The sequence below is a fragment of the Streptomyces cyaneochromogenes genome (assembly GCF_003963535.1).
GTDB classification, from domain to species: Bacteria; Actinomycetota; Actinomycetes; order Streptomycetales; family Streptomycetaceae; genus Streptomyces; species Streptomyces shaanxiensis.
In genome coordinates, this window is the sequence record NZ_CP034539.1 from 3,773,621 (window position 1) to 3,795,869 (window position 22,249).

The window sequence follows — 22,249 nt, forward strand, 5'->3', positions numbered from 1 at the left end:
CGCTGAAATCAAGGCAATCGAGCGACTACTGCGACGTAAGTGATCGCAGTCACCCTTGATGCCGCCCTGATCCAAAGTAACTTAGGTTAGGCTAACCTAAGTTGCACGCCACCCCGCATGCCACTTCGCACTTCACGGCCCGTCCCCACCGGAGGACCTCCCCATGCGCTCGCACCTGCTCAATGACACGACCGCGGAGCAGTACCGCCGCTCCGTGACCGAAGGTATAGAGCGGGTGGCAGCCAAACTCGCCGCCACCGACCGTCCGTTCACCGGCGTCACGGTCGACGCCCTGGCCCCGACCATCGACGCGATCGACCTCGACAAGCCGCTGCTCGACACCGCCGCGGTCCTCGACGAGCTGGAGGACGTCTACCTCCGGGACGCGATCTACTTCCACCACCCGCGCTACCTCGCCCACCTCAACTGCCCGGTGGTCATCCCGGCCGTGCTCGGCGAGGCGATCCTCTCCGCGGTCAACTCCTCCCTGGACACCTGGGACCAGTCGGCCGGCGGCACCCTGATCGAGCGCAAGCTCATCGACTGGACGACCGACCGAATAGGCCTCGGCGAGAACGCCGACGGTGTCTTCACCTCGGGCGGCACGCAGTCCAACCTGCAGGCGCTGCTGCTGGCGCGTGAGGAGGCCAAGACCGACTCCTTCGCGAAACTGCGCATCTTCGCCTCCGAGGTCAGCCACTTCAGCGTGAAGAAGTCCGCGAAACTGCTGGGGCTGGGCCAGGACGCGGTCGTGTCCATACCCGTCGACCACGACAAGCGCATGCAGACCGTCGCGCTCGCCCACGAGCTGGAGCGCTGCAGGAAGGACGGCCTGGTCCCGATGGCGGTCGTCGCCACCGCCGGCACCACCGACTTCGGCTCCATCGACCCGCTGCCCGAGATCGCCGAGCTGTGCGAGCAGTTCGACACCTGGATGCACGTCGACGCCGCCTACGGCTGCGGCCTGCTCGCCTCCGTGAAGTACCGGGGCCGTATCGACGGCATCGAGCGCGCCGACTCGGTCACCGTGGACTACCACAAGTCCTTCTTCCAGCCGGTGAGTTCCTCGGCCGTGCTGGTCCGGGACGCCTCGACGCTGCGCCACGCGACCTACCACGCCGAGTACCTCAACCCGAAGCGCATGGTCACCGAGCGCATCCCCAACCAGGTGGACAAGTCCCTGCAGACCACCCGCCGCTTCGACGCCCTCAAGCTGTGGGTGACCCTGCGCGTGATGGGCGCCGACGGCATCGGGCAGCTCTTCGACGAGGTCTGCGACCTGGCCGTGGAGGGCTGGCAGCTGCTGGCCGCCGACCCGCGCTTCGACGTCGTGGTCGAGCCGACGCTCTCCACCCTCGTCTTCCGCTACATCCCGGCCGCCGTCACCGACCCCGCCGAGATCGACCGCGCCAACCTGTACGCCCGCAAGGCCCTGTTCGCCTCCGGCGACGCGGTGGTCGCGGGCACCAAGGTGGGCGGCCGCCACTACCTGAAGTTCACCCTGCTCAACCCCGAGACGACGGCCGAGGACATCGCCGCCGTCCTCGACCTGATCGCCGGCCACGCCGAGCAGTACCTGGGAGAGTCCCTTGACCGCGCGTCCTGAAAACCCGACCAGAACCCATGATTTCGTGGGGATCGGGCTCGGCCCGTTCAACCTCGGTCTCGCCTGCCTGACCGAGCCGATCGACGAGCTCGACGGCGTCTTCCTGGAGTCGAAGCCGGACTTCGAGTGGCACGCGGGCATGTTCCTGGACGGCGCCCACCTCCAGACGCCGTTCATGTCGGACCTGGTCACCCTGGCCGACCCGACCTCGCCGTACTCCTTCCTGAACTACCTGAAGGAGAAGGGGCGGCTGTACTCGTTCTACATCCGCGAGAACTTCTACCCGCTGCGGGTCGAGTACGACGACTACTGCCGCTGGGCCGCGAACAAGCTGAGCAGCATCCGCTTCAACACGACGGTGACGGAGGTGACGTACGACGAGGAGGCCGAGGCCTACGTCGTGCGGACCGCCGCCGGTGACACCTACCGCGCCCGCCACCTGGTCCTCGGCACCGGCACCCCGCCCTACATACCCGAGGCCTGCCAGGGCCTGGGCGGCGACTTCATCCACAACTCCCGCTATCTGCAGCACAAGCAGGAGCTGCAGAAGAAGGAGTCGATCACCCTGGTCGGCTCGGGCCAGTCCGCGGCCGAGATCTACTACGACCTGCTCAGCGAGATCGACGTCCACGGCTACCGGCTGAACTGGGTGACCCGCTCCCCGCGCTTCTTCCCGCTGGAGTACACCAAGCTCACGCTGGAGATGACGTCGCCGGAGTACGTCGACTACTTCCGCGAGCTGCCGGAGGCGACCCGCTACCGCCTCACCGCCGAGCAGAAGGGCCTGTTCAAGGGCATCGACGGCGACCTGATCAACGAGATCTTCGACCTGCTCTACCAGAAGAACCTCGGCGGCCCGGTCCCGACCCGGCTGCTCACCAACTCCTCGCTGAACGGCGTGACGTACGAGAACGGCACGTACACGCTGTCCTTCCGCCAGGAGGAGCAGCAGAAGGACTTCGACCTCGACTCGCAGGGCCTGGTCCTGGCCACCGGCTACAAGTACGCCGAGCCGGAATTCCTCACGCCCGTCAAGGACCGCCTGGTCTACGACTCCCAGGGCAACTTCGACGTCGCCCGCAACTACGCCGTCGACGTCACCGGCCGCGGGGTCTTCCTGCAGAACGCCGGCGTCCACACGCACAGCATCACCAGCCCCGACCTGGGGATGGGCCCGTACCGGAACGCGTACATCATCCGCGAGCTGCTCGGCACCGAGTACTACCCGGTCGAGAAGACGATCGCGTTCCAGGAGTTCTCCGTATGACGTTCACGTTCCGCACCCTCGACCCCCTGCAGGACGCCGAGCTCCTGCACGCCTGGGTCACCCACCCCAAGGCCGCCTTCTGGATGATGCAGGACGCGAAGCTGGAGGACGTCGAGCGTGCCTACATGGAGATCGCGGCCGACGAGCACCACCACGCCCTGCTTGGCCTGCGGGACGGCGTCCCCGCCTTCCTGATGGAGAAGTACGACCCCGCCCACCGGGAGCTGGTCGGCCTGTACGACCCGCAGCCCGGCGATGTCGGCATGCACTTCCTCACCCCCGCGACCGACACGCCCGTGCACGGCTTCACGAGGTCCGTCATCACCGCCGTCATGGCGTACCTGTTCGAGGACCCGGCGGTCCAGCGCGTCGTCGTGGAGCCGGACGTCTCCAACAAGGCCGTCCACGCCCTGAACGAAGCCGTGGGCTTCGTGCCCGAGCGCGAGATCCAGAAGCCGGAGAAAAAGGCGCTGCTGAGCTTCTGCACCCGCGAACGCTTCTTCAATAGGCACAGCCCGTCCGCCCGAGGAGTGGCCGTATGACCCTGTCCGACGCCGTAGCGCATCTGTCCCCCCACCGCTGGGCGCGGGCCAACCGCCTCCTGATCCGCAAGGCGCTCGCCGAGTTCGCGCACGAGCGCCTCATCACGCCGGAGGCCGCCGGTGCCGGCGAGTACGTCGTCCGCAGCGACGACGGCCTGACCCGGTACACCTTCAAGGCCGTGATCCGTGCCCTCGACCACTGGCAGGTCGACGCGGACTCGATCACCCGCCACCGCGACGGCACCGAACTCCCGCTCGCCGCCCTGGACTTCTTCATCGAGCTGCAGAAGTCCCTGGGCCTGAGCGACGAGGTCCTGCCGGTCTACCTGGAGGAGATCTCCTCCACCCTCTCCGGTACCTGCTACAAGCTCACCAAGCCGCAGATCCCGGTCGCCGAGCTGGTCGGCGCCGGCTTCCAGGCCATCGAGACCGGCATGACCGAGGGCCACCCCTGCTTCGTCGCCAACAACGGGCGGCTCGGCTTCGGCGTCCACGAGTACCTGTCGTACGCCCCCGAGACCGGGAGCCCGGTCAAGCTGGTCTGGCTCGCCGCCCATCGCTCGCGCGCCGCGTTCACGGCCGGTGTCGGCATCGAGTACGAGGCCTTCGTACGGGACGAACTGGGCGCGGAGACCGTCGAGCGCTTCCACGGCGTCCTGCGCGAACAGGACCTGGACCCCGCCGACTACCTCTTCATCCCCGTCCACCCCTGGCAGTGGTGGAACAAGCTCACCGTCACCTTCGCCGCCGAGGTCGCCCAGAAGCACCTGGTGTGCCTCGGCGAGGGCGACGACGAGTACCTAGCCCAGCAGTCGATCCGGACCTTCTTCAACACCTCCAGCCCCGAGAAGCACTACGTGAAGACGGCCCTGTCCGTCCTCAACATGGGCTTCATGCGCGGCCTCTCGGCGGCGTACATGGAGGCGACCCCGGCCATCAACGACTGGCTGGCCCAGCTCATCGACAACGACCCGATCCTGACGGCGACCGGCCTGTCGATCATCCGCGAGCGCGCCGCCGTCGGCTACCGGCACCTGGAGTACGAGAAGGCGACCGACCGCTACTCGCCGTACCGCAAGATGCTGGCGGCGCTGTGGCGGGAGAGCCCCGTCGCCTCCCTCCAGGACGGCGAGTCGCTGGCCACCATGGCCTCCCTCGTCCACGTCGACCACGAGGGCGCGTCCTTCGCGGGCGCGCTGATCGCCCAGTCGGGCCTGACGCCGACGGAGTGGCTGCGCCGCTACCTGAAGGCGTACTTCACGCCGCTGCTGCACAGCTTCTACGCGTACGACCTGGTGTACATGCCGCACGGCGAGAACGTCATCCTGGCCCTGAAGGACGGCGTGGTCCAGCGCGCGATCTACAAGGACATCGCCGAGGAGATCGCCGTCATGGACGTGGACGCGGTACTGCCGCCCACGGTCGAGCGGCTGCGCGTGGACGTCCCGGAGGAGAAGAAGCTCCTGTCCATCTTCACGGACGTCTTCGACTGCTTCTTCCGCTTCCTCGCCGCGAACCTCGCCGCCGAGGGAATCCTGGAGGAGGACGACTTCTGGCGCACGGTCGCCGAGGTCACCCGGGACTACCAGCACTCGGTGCCCGAACTCGCCGACAAGTTCAAGCAGTACGACATGTTCGCCCCCGAGTTCGCCCTGTCCTGCCTCAACCGCCTCCAGCTGCGCAACAACAAGCAGATGGTGGACCTCGCGGACCCGGCGGGCGCGTTGCAGCTGGTCGGCAACCTCAAGAACCCGATCGCGGGGCTGTAGTCCACGGCCCTACACAGACTGACGGGCACCCCGGGGTACGGTCCCCCGGGGTGCCCGTCGTCGTTGGTGGACTAGCCTGCGGGCCAAGGAACCTGCGGCGATCGGTAGAACCCGATCCCCAGGGCCTCCCATCGCGGCCCCTGCGCAGCAAGCCGGTCTTTGTAGCCCTCCCAGTCATGCGTGGCAGCCGGCGACCACCCCAACTCGGCCACCCCCGCCAGCCTCGGGAACGCCATGTACTCGATGTCGGCGGACTTGCTGATCGTCTCCGTCCACAGCGGCGCCTCGACACCCCGGACCGCCGAAGAGGGCACCCCCGGCAGATAGTTGCCCGGATCCCAGTCGTACGACCGCTTCACCTCCACCAGCCCGGCCCAGTCCAGCCCCAGCGGAGTGTCGGCCGTGTACTTCATGTCGAGGTAGATCCGGTCGGCCGGAGACAGCACGATCCCCGTCCCGTTCTGCGCGGCCTTGGCAACCTGCGCCTTCTCCTCGGCACTCGTACCGTCCAGCCCCCAGTACTGCGCCACAGCCCCCCGCGAGGGGTTCGCCCCGGTCAGCTGATGCCAGCCGACCACCGTCTTGCCGTACTTGGCGACGAGCGGCTGCACCCGGTCCATGAACTTCACATAGTCCTCGTGGCTGGTGGAGTGCGCCTCGTCGCCGCCGATGTGCAGGTACTTGCCCGGCGTGAGCGCGGCCAGCTCACCGATCACGTCGTCCACGAAGTCGTACGTGATGTCCTTGCCGACGCACAGCGAGCTGAAGCCGACCTCGGTGCCGGTGTACAGCGGCGGCGCGACGCCGTCGCAGTTCAGTTCGGCGTACGAGGCGAGGGCGGCGTTGGTGTGGCCGGGCATGTCGATCTCGGGGACGACCTCCAGATAGCGGGAGGAGGCGTACCGGACGATCTCCTTGTAGTCGGCCTTGGTGTAGTAGCCACCGGGACCGCCGCCGACCTGCGTCGAGCCGCCGTACGTCGCCAGGCGCGGCCAGGAGTCGACGGCGATGCGCCAGCCCTGGTCGTCGCTGAGGTGCAGATGCAGCTTGTTGATCTTGTACAGGGCGAGCTGGTCGACGTAGCGCTTGACCTGGTCGACGGTGAAGAAGTGCCGGGAGACGTCGAGCATCGCGCCGCGCCAGCCGTAGCGCGGGGTGTCCTTGATCGTGCCGCCCGCGACCAGCCAGGGGCCGGGCTGGACGGAGTCCTTCTCGACGGCCGCCGGGAGCAGTTGGCGCAGGGTCTGCACGCCGTGGAAGAGGCCGGCGGCCCTCGCGGCGGTGATGGTGACGCCGTTGGCGCCGCTGTCGAGGCGGTAGCCCTCGGCGCCGTACGGGCCCTTGGCGAGGCGCAGTCGGATGCCGGCGCCACCGTGGGCGGTGACGGGGATGCGGTAGCCGGTGGAGGGGCGCAGGACGGTCGCGAGGTACTCGCCGACGCGGCGGGTCTCGCGGGAGTCGTCGACGCGTATGTGCGTGTCGCGGGTGATCCGGTAGGGGGATCCGCTCGGGGCGACCGACGCGGGCGCGGGGACCACGCGGTCGAGCGGGGTGGGCGACGCCGCCCGCACGGGAGCGGCCCCTGTCACGCAGACGCCCATCGCGACCAGCAGCAGGGAACCGAGAAGGCGAAGCGTTCTGTGGTGCTGTCTGACACGGCCATCTCTCACAAACGTGTCCCTTCCATGAGCCGTTGAGCTCCAAGAGGTCTGGACCACTCTCTCGTGAGACTGGTGGAACAATCCACCCCATGGCGGAAATCATCCAGAAGGACGGCACGTGGGTCTTCGACGGCGACGCCCTGCGGCTGACCCCCGGACGCGACAAGAACGTCAGTCTGTTCCGCAAGACGCTGGGTGAACTGCTCGTCCCGCTGGGGGCGCTGGCGGGAGTCTCCTTCGAGCAGGGCAGGAAGGCCGGGCGGCTGCGCCTGCGGCTGCGCGACGGCGCCGACCCGCTGCTGCACGCCACCGGCGGCCGGCTCACCGAGCCCAACGACCCGTACCAGCTGATCGTCGAGTCCGACCGCTACGGCGTCGCCGAGTACTTCGTGGACGAGGTACGCAACGCCCTGCTGCTGGACGAGGTCCCCGGCGACCCGGTCGACGCGTACCTGCTGCCGGGCCCCTCCGTGCCCCTGTCGGTCTCCGCCGGCGACGGCACCGCCAGCTTCGACGGTGAGCACATCCGTCTGGAGTGGAACTGGAAGACGGAGGACGCCAAGGCCGCCGGCGGCAGCCGCTCCCTCACGCTCACCGACATCGCGGCGGTGGAGTGGCATCCGGCGGCGGGCCTGGAGAACGGCCACCTCCGCTTCACCGTCAGGAACGCGCCCACCAAGGCCCCGCCCAAGTACGACCCCAACGCGGTCGAACTGTGGGGATTCAAGAAGGACCCGCTGATGGCCCTGGTCGCCGCGGCGGTCCAGGCCCGTCTGCCGCACCCGGCCGGGCCGGGCGCCGCGGACGTACAGGACGCGCGACCGGAGCTGCCTTCCCCCCGGGTCGCGCCCGCCGAGGACGACCACGACGCCCTCCTGCGCCGCCTGCGCGAACTCGGCGAACTCCACCGCACGGGCGTGCTGACGGACGAGGAGTTCACGATGGCCAAGCAGGCGGTTCTCAAGCGGATGTAGCGCGCGTACGGGTTACTTGGCCCTGCGGGCCACCGTGAAGTGGTCGATACGCTCGCCGGTCTCGGCGATGCCCTGCACCTTCAGGGTGGCGTAGCGGCCCTTGGGCGCCGGTGTGACGTCCACCCGCAGGAACGAGTAGTTGAGGTAGCGCACCCGGGACCAGGCGACCGTCTCGTTCTGCTTGCCGCCCTCGAGGTTGACGAACGAGGCCACGGAGTCCTGCTCGTGCTCGTGCCCCTCGTAGGAGTCCGGTGCGGTGAACGCGTACAGGCTGCGGCCCGCCGCGCCCGCCGTCACGTACACCACGCCCTCGGTCTCGGGGTAGGCCGTGCCGCCGATCGGCAGCTTCTTGGCGACCTCGTTGCCCTTGATGACGTCCGTGCGCTCGTACTGGTGGTTGTGACCGTTGATGACGAGGTCCACCTGGTACTTCTCGAACAGCGGCACCCACTCCTAGCGCACACCCCCCTCCGAGGCGTGCGCGGTGGAGGTGCAGTACGCGCAGTGGTGGAAGAACACGCACATCCCCCCGCGGAACAACCGCCCAACGAACACCCATGGGCTTTCCATGACTCTCCCAAAGCCCACTGACACCCTCTTGCCCGAAATCGGGCAGGATTCTTGCGAAAGAGCGGCTCGTACTCCAGGATCTACCGGGTGCACGACGAACTTGTTGATCACCTGACGCGGTCCACGCCCCTGAGCCGGGGCGAGGCATCGCGGGTGATCCAGGACGTGCTCGCCTACTTCGACGAGACGACCGAGGACTACGTCCGTCGCCGCCACCGCGAGTTGCAGGCCCAGGGCCTGGTCAACGCGACGATCTTCGAACGGATCGAGGCGGACCTGAAATACCGAGCGGTGGCACCGCCCGAGCTTACGCTCAGGCAACTGCGCCGCATCGTCTACGGCTGAGGGACATATCTGTATGTGCGGAATTGTCGGATACATCGGGAAGCGTGACGTCGCCCCGCTCCTGCTGGAGGGCCTCCAGCGCCTGGAGTACCGCGGCTACGACTCGGCGGGCATCGCCGTCACCTCCCCGAAGGCGGCGGGCCTGAAGACGGTCAAGGCCAAGGGCCGGGTCCGCGACCTGGAGGCCAAGGTCCCGGCGCGCTTCAAGGGCACGACCGGCATCGCCCACACCCGCTGGGCCACCCACGGCGCCCCCTCCGACGTGAACGCCCACCCGCACCTGGACGCCGAGGGCAAGGTCGCCGTCGTCCACAACGGCATCATCGACAACGCCTCCGATCTGCGCCGCAAGCTGGAGGCGGACGGCGTCGAGTTCCTCTCCGAGACCGACACCGAGGTCCTCGTCCACCTCATCTCCCGCTCGCAGGCGGAGAAGCTGGAGGACAAGGTCCGCGAGACGCTGCGCGTCATCGAGGGCACGTACGGCATCGCGGTCCTGCACGCCGACTTCCCCGACCGCATCGTCGTCGCCCGCAACGGCTCCCCGGTCGTCCTGGGCATCGGCGAGAAGGAGATGTTCGTCGCCTCGGACATCGCCGCCCTGGTCGCCCACACCCGGCAGATAGTGACGCTGGACGACGGCGAGATGGCCACCCTCAAGGCCGACGACTTCCGCACGTACACGACGGAGGGCACCCGCACGACGGCGGAGCCCACCACGGTCGAGTGGGAAGCGGCGTCCTACGACATGGGCGGCCACGACACGTACATGCACAAGGAGATCCACGAGCAGGCCGACGCCGTGGACCGCGTGCTGCGCGGCCGCATCGACGACCGCTTCTCCACCGTGCACCTCGGCGGCCTCAACCTGGACGCCCGCGAGGCCCGCCAGATCCGCCGCGTGAAGATCCTCGGCTGCGGCACCTCGTACCACGCGGGCATGATCGGCGCCCAGATGATCGAGGAGCTGGCCCGCATCCCCGCGGACGCCGAGCCGGCCTCGGAGTTCCGCTACCGCAACGCGGTGGTGGACCCCGACACCCTGTACATCGCGGTCTCCCAGTCGGGCGAGACGTACGACGTGCTGGCGGCCGTCCAGGAGCTGAAGCGCAAGGGCGCGCGGGTGCTGGGCGTGGTGAACGTCGTCGGCTCCGCGATCGCCCGCGAGGCGGACGGCGGCATCTACGTCCACGCCGGCCCCGAGGTCTGCGTGGTCTCCACGAAGTGCTTCACGAACACGACGGTCGCCTTCGCGCTGCTGGCCCTGCACCTGGGCCGCACCCGCGACCTCTCCGTCCGCGACGGCAAGCGCATCATCGAGGGCCTGCGCAAGCTGCCCGCGCAGATCGCCGAGATCATGGAGCAGGAGGCGGAGATCGAGAAGCTGGCCCAGAGTTACGCCGAGGCCCGCTCGATGCTCTTCATCGGCCGCGTCCGGGGCTACCCGGTCGCCCGCGAGGCCTCCCTCAAGCTCAAGGAGGTCTCCTACATCCACGCGGAGGCCTACCCCGCCTCCGAGCTCAAGCACGGCCCGCTGGCCCTGATCGAGCCCGCCCTCCCCACGGTCGCCATCGTCCCCGACGACGACCTCCTGGAGAAGAACCGCGCCGCCCTGGAGGAGATCAAGGCCCGCAGCGGCAAGATCCTCGCGGTGGCCCACCAGCACCAGGAGAAGGCCGACCAGACGATCGTCGTCCCGAAGAACGAGGACGAACTGGACCCGATCCTCATGGGCATCCCCCTCCAACTCCTCGCCTACCACACGGCGTTGGCCCTGGGCCGCGACATCGACAAGCCGCGGAACCTCGCGAAGTCGGTGACGGTCGAGTAGCCGCCCCGAAGCCGGGCAAGAGAACGGACCCCCATGTGATGCCACGCATCATGTGGGGGTCCGTTCTTTCTCCGGTCTGCCCCAGGAACGATCGGCCAGGTAGCTGATCCAGCATCAGGAGTACGACGCCACCCTGACGGGGACATCCTGGGCCGGCCCGACGGCCCCAGAAACAGCTTCAGCCGGTGGCTTCGTTTCCGAAGCCACCGGCTGAACACCGAGGGTGAGTGACGGGACTCGAACCCGCGACATCCTGGACCACAACCAGGTGCTCTACCAGCTGAGCTACACCCACCATGACCGGCGGTTGAGATTTGTGGTTTCTCCGACCGGCCGAGAAAAAGTGTACAGGGTCCGAAGGGGTGCTCGCGCACAGCTTTTGCGGCGGCCTTGCGAGCCCCCCTCGCGCACCTACTGAGCAGGCAGAACGTGCTTCGCGGCGATCGACTTCGCGGTGTCCGAGTCCGGGCCGGGCTGGGGCACGAAGACGGCCTCGCGGTAGTAGCGGAGTTCGGCGATGGACTCGCGGATGTCGGCGAGCGCGCGGTGGTTGCCGTTCTTCTCGGGGCTGTTGAAATACGCGCGCGGGTACCAGCGGCGCGCCAGCTCCTTGATCGAGGAGACGTCGACGATGCGGTAGTGGAGGTAGTCCTCCAGCGTCGGCATGTCGCGCAGCAGGAAGCCGCGGTCGGTGCCGACGGAGTTGCCGCACAGCGGGGCCTTGCCGGGTTCCTTGACGTGTTCGCGTACGTACGCCAGGACCTGCTCCTCGGCGGCCGCCAGCGTCGTGCCACCGGCGAGCTCGTCGAGCAGTCCGGACGCGGTGTGCATCTGACGCACCACCTCCGGCATCGTCTCCAGCGCCGAGTCCGGCGGGCGGATGACGATGTCCACACCGTCGCCGAGGATGTTCAGCTCGGAGTCGGTGACGAGGGCGGCAACCTCGATGAGCGCGTCGTCGGACAGCGAGAGGCCGGTCATCTCGCAGTCGATCCACACCATGCGATCGTTCATGCGACCACCCTAAAGCTGGCGTCGCCTTTTGGGATGCCCGGCGTTGCAGCCGACCTGCCCGGGGGCCGCCGCCCCCGGACCCCGCTTCGGCCCGGAAAGGGCCTCGCCCTCGAACGCCGGACGGGCTGGGACTCAGCCCGCCCGGCGTCGCGAGGTCACATGCCGCTGCGCTGCCCCGGCAGGCTCGCCCGGCCTGCCGCGTACGCCTCACGGCCGTTCTCCGACGGCACCGACAGCGAAGCGGACGTCCCGAGCGCGTGCGGTGCCGGTGTGCGGCGGGTCTGGAGCGGGACCGGGCCGCCCTCCGCGTAGGGCGACGGCGGTGGGCCCGGTGGCGGGGGTGGCCCGACCGTGGGCTCCGGGTCCGTCGGCCTTTCGGCCTGGGGGCGCCGGGCCCGGTACGCCGCCCGGTACGCGGCCGGCGACGAGCCGAGCTGGCGGCGGAAGTGCCCGCGCAGCGCCACCGGCGAGCGGAAGCCGCAGCGGCCCGCTACCTCGTCCACCGAGTAGTCCGACGTCTCCAGCAGCCGCTGCGCCTGCAGCACCCGCTGCGTGATCAGCCACTGCAGCGGGGCACTGCCGGTCAGCGAGCGGAATCGGCGGTCGAAGGTACGGCGGGACATGTACGCCCTCGCCGCCAGCGTCTCGACGTCGAACTGCTCGTGGAGGTGCTCCAGCGCCCAGGCGACGACCTCGGCCAGCGGGTCGGCGCCGATCTCCTCCGGTAAAGACCGATCGAGGTAGCGCTCCTGACCGCCGGACCGGCGCGGAGGCACCACCAGACGGCGGGCCAGAGCCCCGGCCGCCTCGTTGCCGTGGTCCGTCCGCACGATGTGGAGACAGAGATCGATTCCGGCCGCCGTACCCGCCGACGTCAGTACGTCTCCGTCGTCCACGAAGAGTTCTCGTGGATCCACGTGCACCGACGGGTAGCGCTTGGCCAGCGTCGGTGCGTACATCCAGTGCGTCGTCGCGGGACGGCCGTCCAGCAGGCCCGCCGCGGCGAGGACGAAGGCACCGGTGCACAGCCCGACTATGCGGGCACCTTCCTCATGCGCCCGGCGCAGTGCGTCGAGCGCGTCCTCGGGTGGCGGCGAGGTGATCGAACGCCAGGCCGGCACGACGACCGTGCCCGCCCGTGAGATCGCCTCCAGGCCGTGTGGTGCGGAGAGTTCCAGGCCCCCTGTGGTCCGCAGTGGGCCTTCCTCGCCGCCGCACACCAGCAGTCGGTAGCGCGGCACGCCGGCGTCCTGGCGGTCGATCCCGAACACCGACAGCGGTATGGAACTCTCGAAGATGGGGCCGCCGCTGAACAGCAGCACCGCGACGATCTCCTTGCGGCGTCGCCCGGACAGTTTCCGGGCCGCAGCTTCCGGCGCGGCAGTGGAGTCGTGGCTCATACTGCTAAGCCCCCCTCGGTGGTCGCGGCTCCTCGGTTGTGTCGCTCCTGCACGTTTCCCCTCGGTCCTGCACGAGTCCCCCGCCGTAGACAGTCAAGATCGAATCTACTGTGTCGCGTCGCGCCGCAGTGGCCGGTTCGGCACTCGGCACATTGTCGACTTGGCAACTTGGCGTGAAGCATTCGATCACGAAGCGTTGCACTCGCGGGCCGTGCAGGGAAGTGCGCCTTGTCGCAGTGGCCAATCCACGTAGGGTGCGCAGACCCCCTGAGGCCCTTTCCGTGCAGGTGGAACGGGGGTTGGGGGGTGTTCTGGGCGGGGGATGCATGCACGCCAGAAGTTGGCTGAAAAGCAACGTCCTCGTGCGCGGAAACCGGTCAGCCGACCGGTGTATTTCCCCCAGTGTGACGTCCGCCTCTATGGGCCCCGGTTCCGGTCCTGTGGTGACGTCCGCGGCGCGAGGGCGACTTCCCGCTGCGCTCCTCGTCCTTCAGCCGTGCCGCGTCGTCCTTCATGCGGGCCGCGCCGCGTTCCGATTCACGCAGCAGCACGCGGCAGACCGCCGTCACGGCCGCGAGGCCGAGGGCCGTGCCGGTGGCGCCGGCCAGGGAGGTGCCGTACCAGAGGAGGACCACGGGGACCAGGACACAGCTGAAGACCGCCCACCGGACCACGGTGGCGCTGTCCTCGGAGGGGGTGCGGGGTCCGGTCATGGGTGCGTGCTCCCTGGGCTCCCTGGGGGGCGGATCACGGTGATCAACGCCTGCTCGAGCGCTCGGTCACTGGTCCGGGACCATCCCGGGCAAGTTGAACCCTGTGCAAACCGCCTGTACACCGCAGCAACCATTGCGTTACGGGCGTCCCCTCGTGCATGCTCCCTGGAACCCGCACCGACCGTGAGCGGGTATCTGGGCTAAGGAGGCGTGCCGCCGTACCCTTGGGGTATGGGGTTGGGAAGACCATTCCCGGACACAGCTCCGCCACTGCTGCATCCGTCAACGAGCTCCGCTCGCGGGCCCACCCATAAAGGATCAATACGCCGAGACAGCCATGGCCGGTCACGAATTCTTCGAACCCGCGGACCGCAAGCGGCCCGTCGCCGACCCCACGGCGGCCGAGCCCCTGGCGGCGGAAGAGCCACGCCATTCCTGCGACCCCGCCTTCAAGCACGGCGTCGTGGTCGGCTTCGACGGCTCGACATCCAGTGAGCGCGCCCTCGCGTACTCCATCGGCATGGCCCATCGCTCCGGGTCGGGCCTGATCATCGTCCACGTCGCCAACCGGCTGCCCACCACGGTGTGGGCCGGCTGCGAGCCGCCGGTCTTCGTCGACGTGCCGGACCACCGCACCGAGGTGCTCGGCCTCGAACTCGCCTGCGCCGACTACCTCGCCGAGGTGCCGTGGATCCTCGTCGAGCGCGGCGGCGACATCTGCCACGAACTCGAAGAGGTCGGGCGGGAGTACGAGGCGGACGCGATCGTCGTCGGCTCCACGCACGGCATCGTCGGGCGGATCTTCGGCTCCGTCGCCGGGCGGCTCGCCAAGCGGGCCAAGCGTCCCGTCGTTGTCATTCCGTAACTCGACGTTGTCCCAGGTGAGATGAGCCGTTCGGGACGTCGCTCTCCTTCCTGCGGTGCGTGAATTTACTCGCGCGTAGAGGTGTTTGTGCCTTTGTGAAGGGCATATACCGGTCACCGCACAACTGCACATGCATGAAGGGAGCCCGCCGTGGACAACGACGTCTCTGCGGGAAACGGAATCACTACCGTGGTCGGCCGACTCGCCCTTGGAATCACCCTGTTGGCCTTCGGGCTGGGGTACACCGGAGTGATCGACGGTGTGTCGGCTGCTGACGCCGTATCAATCGCCCAGTACGTGGGCGGCATAGCCCTCTTCGTCGCCGGCCTGATGGCCCTGCGAGACCGTGACAGCGCGAACGGGACCGCGTTCGTGGCGCTCGGTGCGCTCTGGTTCACGTGGGCCGTCTCGGCCGACGCGGCCGTCTCCGCCAACGCGGCCGGGCTGTTCCTGCTGCTGTTCGCCCTGGTGGCGCTCTCCCTCACCCTCGCCGGTGGCGACCAGCTCGGTCAGGGTGCGTACGGGCTGTTCTTCGTCGGGCTGCTGCTCATGGCCATCGCCGTGTTCGCCGACAACGACGGGCTCACCAAGGTGGGTGGCTGGTTCGCCGTTGCCGCGGGTGCGGTGGCCTGGTACGCCGCGACTGCCGCGTTGGCCCACTGGCCGACCGCCCTTCCGCGACGCGCTGCCGGCCGGGGGGTGACGGCCACCGGCTAGCTGCGCAGGCTGGGGAGTTGGGCGGCTCCCCGGCGTTCGAACGGACCCCCCGTGAAGGTGGCATCACGTGGGGGTCCGTTGTCGTTGTTCGGCCTGTGCGGGTGCGTGGGGGCTGGTCGCGCCCGCGCGGCGGAGCCGCAAATCAATGCGGCCCCGCGCCCTTTAAGGGCGTTGCTCGACCGTCACCTGGTATGTCCCCAAGACATGGGTGCCCTGGGCGCAGCTCTCCGTCAGGTCGGCGAACTCGGCTGCCGACAGCCTGTTCGCGGAGCCGCGGCGGCTGTGGTCGAGCAGGACGGACCCGGTGTCCAGCCACTGCGGGCGGGGGTCGACGCCGATGAACTCGGCCAGGCGGGTGAGTTCATCGGCCGGTTCGTCGAGGAGATCCTCGTAGGCAAGGGTGGCTCGCTGGTCGGCGGGGAGCCCGGCCAGGAACTCCGTGCCGTCGGTGACCAGTTCGGACCACAGGGCGCCGAAGCGCCGCAGGGGGATGTCCCGGTCGCGCACGAGGGCCGGGTCGAAGCGGTCGTCGAGCAGCGGGGACAGGTCCGCGGGGAGCGCGCGTACGTGCTCGGGGGTCAGGTCGGCGAAGCTGTCGATGCCGGCGTGTTCCTTGATCTCGCGCAGCAGCAGGATCGCGCGGTACCCGGGATGGCGGCTCATGGACAGGGCGCAGTCCGGGCCGTCCCGGAACATGTGCACGAACCTCGCGTCCGGGAAGGCCTCCCGGAGCCCCGGTGCCCAGCCGGTCGAGTAACCGGACCGCTCCACGACGGCGGTGCGTCCGAACCGTCCGCAGAGGAGGCCGAACAGCGCTCGGTGGTGTTCGGGGGCGGTGCGCTCGGGCCATCGGACCACCGCCGCGGCGAGTTCGTCGAGCAGCCCGTCCGGGTCGTCGGTGAGGTGGGGCAGCACCATCAAGGAGAGCGCGGGGATGCCGGTGGCCCGCGCCGTGTACCTGCCGGGGCGGCGGGTGTGGAGGAACTCCGGGAGCGGGAGTCCGCTGCGGATCATCCGCTCGAAGTGCGGGGCGGGGCGGTACAGCGTCTGCCAGAACTCCTCACCGGTCACCGGCCCTTCGGGGAAGGCGGCATCGCCCACGGAGGCCATGAACTCGTTGAGGCTCAGTACGTCCGGGTGGGCGTTGAGGATGCGGGACAGGGCTGTCGAGCCACTGCGTCCCGTACCGATGACGAAGGTCAAGGAACGCATGGTCACCCTCCGCTTTCCGCGCCGGTCTTGTCCGTGGGGCCGTTCGCCCCGCGTGCGGTCCCACTCTGCCCGCTCCCGGGGCTGTCAGGGCATGATCGAGGTCGGCACATCCGTTTGGAGGAACGGCGTGGCATGGTCCGAGCACGTCGTCGTGCGAGACGGTGTCCGGCTCGTCTGCCGGGACCGGGGCGGGCCGGGGCAGCCCCTGGTGCTGCTGCACGGTCTGGCCGGTCACGCGGGTGAATGGGACGCCCTGGCACGGCACTTGAGTCCCCGCTACCGGGTCGTCGCGGTCGACCAGCGCGGGCACGGCGCCAGTGAGCGCCGTCCGCGGGACCTCTCCCGCGCCGCTCACGTCGCCGACGTCGTCGCCGTTGCCGACCGGCTGGGCCTACGGCGGCCGGTCCTCGTCGGCCAGTCGCTGGGCGGGCACACGGCCCTGCTCACCGCCGCCGCGCACCCCGCGCTGGTCCGCGCGCTCGTGCTCGTCGAGGCCGGCCCCGGCGGTCCGAACCCCGACGGTCCCGCGGACATCGGCGCATGGCTCGACTCGTGGCCGACGCCCTTCCCCTCGCGCGAGGCGGCGGCCGCGTTCCTCGGCGGCGGTCCGGTCGGTGCGGGCTGGGCGGCCGGCCTGGAGGAACGCGAGGGCGGTTGGTGGCCCCGCTTCGACCGCGACGTGATGGTCCGCGCGCTGGCGGAGAACGCCCGGCGTTCCTTCTGGCACGAGTGGGGGCAGATCACCTGCCCCACGCTGGTCGTCCTGGCCCAGTCCGGCTTCGTCCCCGCTCAGGAGGCCGACGAGATGCTGGGCCGGCGCCCCGACACCGTGGCCCTGAGCATCCCGGGCACCGGCCACGACCTGCACCTGGAACAGCCCGGAATTCTGCACGCCGCTCTCTCGGAGTTCCTGCAGGGCCTCGCCTGAGAATCCCGGGCCCCGCAGGGCCGCGTTCACCGTGTCCGACGTGGATCCATGGCATGCATCGCCGACAACGGTCCCGCCCTCAGGACGAAGCCCTCGTCACCAGCTCCGTCTGCAGCACCATCTGCGGCCGCTCCAGCCCCCGCGACACCGCCGGCCGGCGGTCCGCGATCTCGGTGAGGAGGAGGTCCAGCATCCGGCGGCCCATCTCCTCGATGGGCTGGCGGACGCTGGTGAGGGGCGGCTCCATGTGGCGGGCGATGGCGGAGTCGTCGTAGCCGACGAGCGCCACGTCGTCGGGGATACGGCGGCCCTCCTCGCGCAGCACCTGGCGGGCGCCCGCCGCCGTCACGTCCGACGCAGCGAAGACCGCGTCCAGGTCGGGGCAGCGCGCCAGGAGGGCCTGCATCGCGCGGGCGCCGCCCTCCTCGGTGAAGTCGCCGGGCTCGATCAGCCGCTCGTCCACCCCGTGCCCGGCGTCACGCAGGGCGTCGCGGTAGCCGTCGACGCGGCGCTGGGCACCGTAGACGTCGAGGCGGCCGGTGATGTGGGCGATCCGGGTGCGGCCGCGGGACACCAGGTGCTCGGCGGCCGAGCGGGCGCCGCCGTAGTTGTCCGAGTCGACCGAGGTCAGGGTCTCCGCGGCCGAGCGCGGGCCGCTGATCACCGCGGGGATCTCCAGCTGGGCCAGCAGGTCCGGCAGGGGGTCGTCGGCGTGGACCGAGACCAGGAGCACGCCGTCCACGCGGTGCGCCGCCAGGTACTGGGCGAGCCGGCGCCGCTCCCTGTCGCTGCCCGCGAAGATCAGCAGCAGCTGCATCTCCGTTTCGGCGAGTTCGGCGCCCACGCCCTTGAGCATGTCCGAGAAGTACGGCTCCGCGAAGAAGCGCGTCTCGGGCTCGGGGACGACCAGCGCGATCGCGTCCGTGCGGTTGGCCGCCAGGGCCCGGGCGGCCGTGTTGGGGACGTACCCCAGCTCCGCCACCGCCGCTTCCACCGCCGCGCGGGTCGCGTCGCTGACCCGGGGCGAGCCGTTGATCACGCGGGAGACGGTGCCCCGGCCCACGCCTGCGCGGGCCGCCACCTCTTCGAGGGTGGGTCGGCCGCCGCTCCGGCCCCGCGCTCCGTGGGTTGCCATGGGCTCCGCCTTCCCGCCGTTGTCTCTGTGCTGGCCTGGAATTTAACAGTCCCGCCAGGGAGAGTGACCGTCGCTGGGTGCTACCGCCCCCAGACCCCCGCTGGGCCCCGAAAGGGCCTCGTCCTCGATCGCCGGACGGACTGACCCGGTCCAGTTAACGGCCCGATAACTGAACGCATCTCTCCGCGTCGACTCCCTTGACACCCCCGCCCGGACCGACGAACCTTCAACACATCACCTGTGGGAGCGCTCCCACAGTACCTGACACATACACATCCCGCACGTTCCCCGCCCGAGCCGCAGCGATGCATCATGACGTTTCAACGGGCCCAACAATGCCGTTGGCCGGGGGGTCGGCACGTCAGGCAACAGGAGGACGCAATGCGCACGAGTACCCGCGGGTCCCGCCGGCTGATGGCCCTCGCGGCCGCGGCCGCGCTGACGACAGGGCTGCTCGCCGGCTGCGCCGAGGACTCGGACGACGGCTCCGGGAACGAGGGCGGAGGCAACGGCGGTGGAAAGACGACGCTCACCATCGGCACCTTCGGTGTCTTCGGCTACAAGCAGGCCGGCCTCTACGACGAGTACATGAAGCTCAACCCCGACATCACCATCAAGGAGAACGTCACCACCCGTACCGACGTCTACTGGCCCAAGACCCTGACGCGTCTGCAGGCCGGTTCCGGTACCGACGACATCCAGGCGATCGAGGTCGGCAACATCACCGAGGCCGTGCAGACGCAGGCCGACAAGTTCGTCGATCTCGGCAAGGAGGTCGACAAGTCCCAGTGGCTGGACTGGAAGAACGCCCAGGCCACCACCCAGGACGGCAAGCTGATCGGGCTCGGCACCGACATCGGGCCGATGGCGATCTGCTACCGCAAGGACCTGTTCGAGAAGGCAGGTCTGGAGACCGACCGGACCAAGCTCGCCGCGCAGTGGAAGGGCGACTGGGGCAAGTACGTCGACCTGGGCAAGCAGTACATGGAGAAGGCGCCGAGCGGCACCAAGTTCGTGGACTCCGCCTCCTCCGTCTACAACGCGGCCCTCGGCGGCGAGACCGAGCGGTACTACGACAAGGACGGCAACGTCGTCTGGGACAAGTCCGCGGGGGTGAAGAAGGCCTGGGACGTCGCCATGGAGGTGGCCACCAGCGACATGTCGGCGAAGCTGAAGCAGTTCGACAAGCCGTGGGACCAGGGCTACGCCAACGGCACCTTCGCCACGGTGGCCTGCCCGGCCTGGATGATCGGCTACATCCAGGAGAAGTCCGGTGACTCGGGCAAGGGCAAGTGGGACGTGGCGGCGGCGCCGACCGCGGCCAACTGGGGCGGTTCGTTCGTCGGCGTGCCGACGGCGAGCAAGAACCAGGAGGAGGCCGTCAAGCTGGCGAAGTGGCTGACCGCGCCCGAGCAGCAGGCGAAGGTCTTCGCCAAGCAGGCCAGCTTCCCGTCGACCCCGTCGGCGTACTCCGGCCTGAAGCCGGCGACCGCCACCCAGGCGTTCTTCTCGGACGCGCCGATCACGGAGATCTTCTCGGCCTCGGCCGAGACCATCCCGACCCAGTACCTGGGCGCCAAGGACCAGCCGATCGGCACCGCGATCACCGACATCGGCATCCTCCAGGTCGAGCAGAAGGGCAAGTCGCCCGACGAGGGCTGGGACGCCGCCACCGCGGAGATCAAGGACGTGCTCGGCCAGTGAGCAGTTCCAAGGAGGCCCTCGCGCATCCCGCGTCGAGCGCCGACGCCGCGCCCGGTGACCAGCCGGGCGCGGCCGGCCGCGCGAACGGTCGCGGTACGGCGCCGCCGGGGAGCAGTTCCTGGCGGAGCCGGCTGTACCGCTGGGACATGAAGGCGTCGCCGTACGCGTTCATCGCCCCCTTCTTCATCGTCTTCGGGGCGTTCTCGCTCGTCCCGCTGCTGTACACGGCCTGGTACTCGCTGCACAACGTGCAGCTGGCCAACCTGGACGGCCAGACCTGGACCGGCCTGGACAACTACAAGAACCTGTTGTCCTCGGACTTCTTCTGGAACGCGCTGTGGAACACCTTCACCATCGGTGTGATCTCCACGGTGCCCCAGCTGCTGATGGCGATCGGCCTGGCGCACCTGCTCAACTACAAGCTGCGCGGCTCGACCGTGTGGCGGGTCGTGATGCTCACCCCGTACGCCACGTCGGTGGCGGCGGCGACGCTGGTGTTCGTGCTGCTGTACTCCTGGGACGGCGGCATGATCAACTGGCTGCTGGAGTTCGTCGGCATCGACCCGGTCAACTGGCGTGAGTCCGACTGGGGTTCGCAGTTCGCGGTGTCGTCGATCGTGATCTGGCGGTGGACGGGCTACAACGCGCTGATCTACCTGGCGGCGATGCAGGCGATCCCGGCCGACCTCTACGAGTCCGCGGCGATCGACGGCGCCAACCGCTGGCAGCAGTTCATCCATGTGACGATCCCGCAGCTGCGGCCGACGATCCTGTTCACGGTGGTCGTCTCGACGATCGGCGCGACCCAGCTCTTCGGCGAGCCCCTGCTGTTCGGCGGCGTGAGCGGCTCGAAGGGCGGCTCCGGGCACCAGTACCAGACGCTCGGCCTGTACATGTACGACCAGGGCTGGATCATCGGCAACCTCGGCAAGGCGTCCGCGATCGCCTGGTCGATGTTCCTGATCCTGCTGATCGTCGCCGTGATCCAACTGCTGGTCTCCCGACGGCTGAGGAAGTCCCAATGAGCACACATGAACTGACGGCTCCTCAGTCGAAGGCCGGATCCGGGAGGCCCAGGCGCGAGCGCCCCCGGGTGATGGGCGCCGGCAAGCAGCTGCACGCCGGCCCGCTGACCTACGTCATCCTGTCCGTCTTCGCGCTGGTGTCGCTGGCCCCGCTGGTGTGGACGGCGATCGCGGCCTCGCGCACGGACCGGCGGCTGGCGGAGACCCCGCCGCCGCTGTGGTTCGGCGGGAACCTTTTCAAGAACATGGACCGGGCGTGGGAGGAGGCCGGGCTCGGGAAGGCGATGTTCAACACCATGTTCGTCGCGGGCACGATCACCGTCAGCACGGTGCTGTTCGCCACCCTCGCCGGCTTCGCCTTCGCCAAGCTCCGCTTCCGGTTCTCCGGCCTTCTGCTGCTGCTGACGATCGGCACGATGATGATCCCGCCGCAGCTGGCCGTCGTACCGCTGTATCTGTGGATGGCGGACCTCGGCTGGTCGAACCAGCTCCAGACGGTCATCCTGCCGACCCTGTGCACGGCCTTCGGTACGTTCTTCATGCGGCAGTACCTGGTGCAGGCGCTGCCGAGCGAGCTGATCGAGGCGGCGCGGGTGGACGGCGCGAGCAGTCTGCGGGTCGTCTGGCACGTGGTCTTCCCTGCGGCCCGGCCCGCGATGGCCGTCCTCGGCCTGCTGACCTTCGTGTTCGCCTGGAACGACTTCCTGTGGCCGATCATCGCCCTGAACCAGGAGAACCCGACCGTCCAGGTCGCCCTCAACTCCCTCGGCACCGGCTATGTCCCCGACCAGGCGGTGATCATGGCGGGCGCCCTGCTCGGCACGTTGCCGCTGCTGATCGCGTTTCTGCTGTTCGGGAAGCAGATCGTGGGGGGCATCATGCAGGGTGCGATCAAGGGCTGATGTCCGCTCACACCGCTTCTCCCGTACGTCCCCTGGGGCCGGGTCACCGCCGCCTCGGCCCCTTCCTCC

General features: G+C 69.2%; 19 protein-coding genes, 1 tRNA gene and 1 pseudogene. 13 read left to right on the forward strand and 8 right to left on the reverse strand.

Annotation, left to right across the window (positions count from 1 at the left end; all coding sequences use genetic code 11):
- The first annotated feature begins 163 nt into the window (after nt 1-163).
- From desA to EJ357_RS16815, 4 genes are read left to right on the forward strand one after another with little or no spacing between them, the layout of a single operon-like run.
- A complete protein-coding gene (gene desA / locus EJ357_RS16800; protein ID WP_126392409.1) occupies nt 164-1,606 on the forward strand; it encodes a lysine decarboxylase DesA in 1,443 nt (480 codons plus the stop codon).
- On the forward strand, nt 1,590-2,873 hold the full coding sequence (locus EJ357_RS16805) for a lysine N(6)-hydroxylase/L-ornithine N(5)-oxygenase family protein (RefSeq protein ID WP_126392410.1): 1,284 nt from the start codon (nt 1,590-1,592) through the stop codon (nt 2,871-2,873). The genes desA and EJ357_RS16805 overlap by 17 nt, the downstream gene beginning before the upstream one ends.
- The gene (locus EJ357_RS16810; RefSeq protein ID WP_126392411.1) at nt 2,870-3,415 is read left to right on the forward strand and encodes a GNAT family N-acetyltransferase; all 546 of its coding nucleotides are present in this window, start codon (nt 2,870-2,872) and stop codon (nt 3,413-3,415) included. Before EJ357_RS16805 ends, EJ357_RS16810 begins: the two co-directional genes overlap by 4 nt.
- Complete coding sequence (locus tag EJ357_RS16815; protein WP_126392412.1) at nt 3,412-5,184, forward strand: IucA/IucC family protein; 1,773 nt, start codon at nt 3,412-3,414, stop codon at nt 5,182-5,184. The genes EJ357_RS16810 and EJ357_RS16815 overlap by 4 nt, the downstream gene beginning before the upstream one ends.
- Before the next feature lie 71 nt (nt 5,185-5,255).
- Here EJ357_RS16815 and EJ357_RS16820 read toward each other — a convergent pair whose 3' ends face one another.
- Entirely contained in the window at nt 5,256-6,785 is a 1,530-nt protein-coding gene (locus EJ357_RS16820; RefSeq protein WP_126392413.1) for a beta-N-acetylhexosaminidase, read from the reverse strand.
- Between the two features lie 149 nt (nt 6,786-6,934).
- On the opposite strand from EJ357_RS16820, the gene EJ357_RS16825 reads away from it, so the two are divergent.
- Nucleotides 6,935-7,819, forward strand: coding sequence for a DUF4429 domain-containing protein (locus EJ357_RS16825; protein WP_126392414.1), 885 nt, complete (start codon nt 6,935-6,937; stop codon nt 7,817-7,819).
- 12 nt (nt 7,820-7,831) lie between these two features.
- Here the strand turns inward: EJ357_RS16825 and EJ357_RS16830 are convergent.
- Nucleotides 7,832-8,338: pseudogene (locus tag EJ357_RS16830) on the reverse strand (phosphoesterase); the annotation flags it as partial.
- A gap of 138 nt (nt 8,339-8,476) precedes the next feature.
- Here EJ357_RS16830 and EJ357_RS16835 point away from each other — a divergent pair.
- A complete protein-coding gene (locus EJ357_RS16835) occupies nt 8,477-8,734 on the forward strand; it encodes a hypothetical protein (RefSeq protein WP_126392415.1) in 258 nt (85 codons plus the stop codon).
- Nucleotides 8,735-8,747: 13 nt separating this feature from the next.
- Nucleotides 8,748-10,565, forward strand: coding sequence for a glutamine--fructose-6-phosphate transaminase (isomerizing) (gene glmS, locus EJ357_RS16840; RefSeq protein ID WP_126392416.1), 1,818 nt, complete (start codon nt 8,748-8,750; stop codon nt 10,563-10,565).
- A 222-nt stretch (nt 10,566-10,787) separates the two neighbouring features.
- On the opposite strand, the gene EJ357_RS16845 is transcribed toward glmS, so the two are convergent.
- The 4 genes from EJ357_RS16845 to EJ357_RS16860 all read right to left on the reverse strand — a co-directional run bounded on the left by EJ357_RS16845 (nt 10,788) and on the right by EJ357_RS16860 (nt 13,692).
- Nucleotides 10,788-10,860 (reverse strand) — tRNA-His (locus EJ357_RS16845).
- Between the two features lie 116 nt (nt 10,861-10,976).
- Nucleotides 10,977-11,579, reverse strand: coding sequence for an oligoribonuclease (orn, locus tag EJ357_RS16850; RefSeq protein WP_126392417.1), 603 nt, complete (start codon nt 11,577-11,579; stop codon nt 10,977-10,979).
- Nucleotides 11,580-11,734: 155 nt separating this feature from the next.
- Nucleotides 11,735-12,979: a helix-turn-helix domain-containing protein gene (locus tag EJ357_RS16855; RefSeq protein ID WP_126392418.1), complete on the reverse strand. Its 1,245-nt coding sequence runs from the start codon at nt 12,977-12,979 to the stop codon at nt 11,735-11,737.
- A 377-nt stretch (nt 12,980-13,356) separates the two neighbouring features.
- Entirely contained in the window at nt 13,357-13,692 is a 336-nt protein-coding gene (locus EJ357_RS16860; protein ID WP_126392419.1) for a hypothetical protein, read from the reverse strand.
- A 337-nt stretch (nt 13,693-14,029) separates the two neighbouring features.
- Here EJ357_RS16860 and EJ357_RS16865 point away from each other — a divergent pair, with 337 nt between their 5' ends.
- Nucleotides 14,030-14,557 carry a universal stress protein gene (locus EJ357_RS16865; protein WP_093908257.1) on the forward strand — a complete coding sequence of 176 codons (528 nt, stop codon included), beginning with the start codon at nt 14,030-14,032 and terminating at the stop codon, nt 14,555-14,557.
- A 150-nt stretch (nt 14,558-14,707) separates the two neighbouring features.
- Complete coding sequence (locus EJ357_RS16870) at nt 14,708-15,274, forward strand: GPR1/FUN34/YaaH family transporter (RefSeq protein WP_126392420.1); 567 nt, start codon at nt 14,708-14,710, stop codon at nt 15,272-15,274.
- Nucleotides 15,275-15,436: 162 nt separating this feature from the next.
- On the opposite strand, the gene EJ357_RS16875 is transcribed toward EJ357_RS16870, so the two are convergent.
- A complete protein-coding gene (locus EJ357_RS16875) occupies nt 15,437-16,486 on the reverse strand; it encodes a sulfotransferase family protein (protein WP_126392421.1) in 1,050 nt (349 codons plus the stop codon).
- Nucleotides 16,487-16,613: 127 nt separating this feature from the next.
- Here EJ357_RS16875 and EJ357_RS16880 point away from each other — a divergent pair, with 127 nt between their 5' ends.
- Nucleotides 16,614-17,414 (forward strand): alpha/beta fold hydrolase, encoded by an 801-nt coding sequence (locus EJ357_RS16880; protein WP_126392422.1) that lies wholly within the window; start codon nt 16,614-16,616, stop codon nt 17,412-17,414.
- Between the two features lie 79 nt (nt 17,415-17,493).
- Here EJ357_RS16880 and EJ357_RS16885 read toward each other — a convergent pair whose 3' ends face one another.
- Nucleotides 17,494-18,549 carry a LacI family DNA-binding transcriptional regulator gene (locus tag EJ357_RS16885; protein WP_126392423.1) on the reverse strand — a complete coding sequence of 352 codons (1,056 nt, stop codon included), beginning with the start codon at nt 18,547-18,549 and terminating at the stop codon, nt 17,494-17,496.
- A 381-nt stretch (nt 18,550-18,930) separates the two neighbouring features.
- Between EJ357_RS16885 and EJ357_RS16890 the strand changes: the two genes are divergently transcribed.
- Genes EJ357_RS16890 through EJ357_RS16900 form a run of 3 tightly spaced genes read left to right on the forward strand, consistent with a single transcriptional unit; the run spans nt 18,931 to nt 22,180 of the window.
- A complete protein-coding gene (locus EJ357_RS16890; protein ID WP_126392424.1) occupies nt 18,931-20,253 on the forward strand; it encodes an ABC transporter substrate-binding protein in 1,323 nt (440 codons plus the stop codon).
- Nucleotides 20,250-21,278, forward strand: a complete 1,029-nt coding sequence (locus EJ357_RS16895) for a carbohydrate ABC transporter permease (protein ID WP_126392425.1) — start codon at nt 20,250-20,252, stop codon at nt 21,276-21,278. Before EJ357_RS16890 ends, EJ357_RS16895 begins: the two co-directional genes overlap by 4 nt.
- Nucleotides 21,275-22,180: a carbohydrate ABC transporter permease gene (locus tag EJ357_RS16900; RefSeq protein ID WP_175647417.1), complete on the forward strand. Its 906-nt coding sequence runs from the start codon at nt 21,275-21,277 to the stop codon at nt 22,178-22,180. The genes EJ357_RS16895 and EJ357_RS16900 overlap by 4 nt, the downstream gene beginning before the upstream one ends.
- The last annotated feature ends 69 nt before the right edge of the window (nt 22,181-22,249 follow it).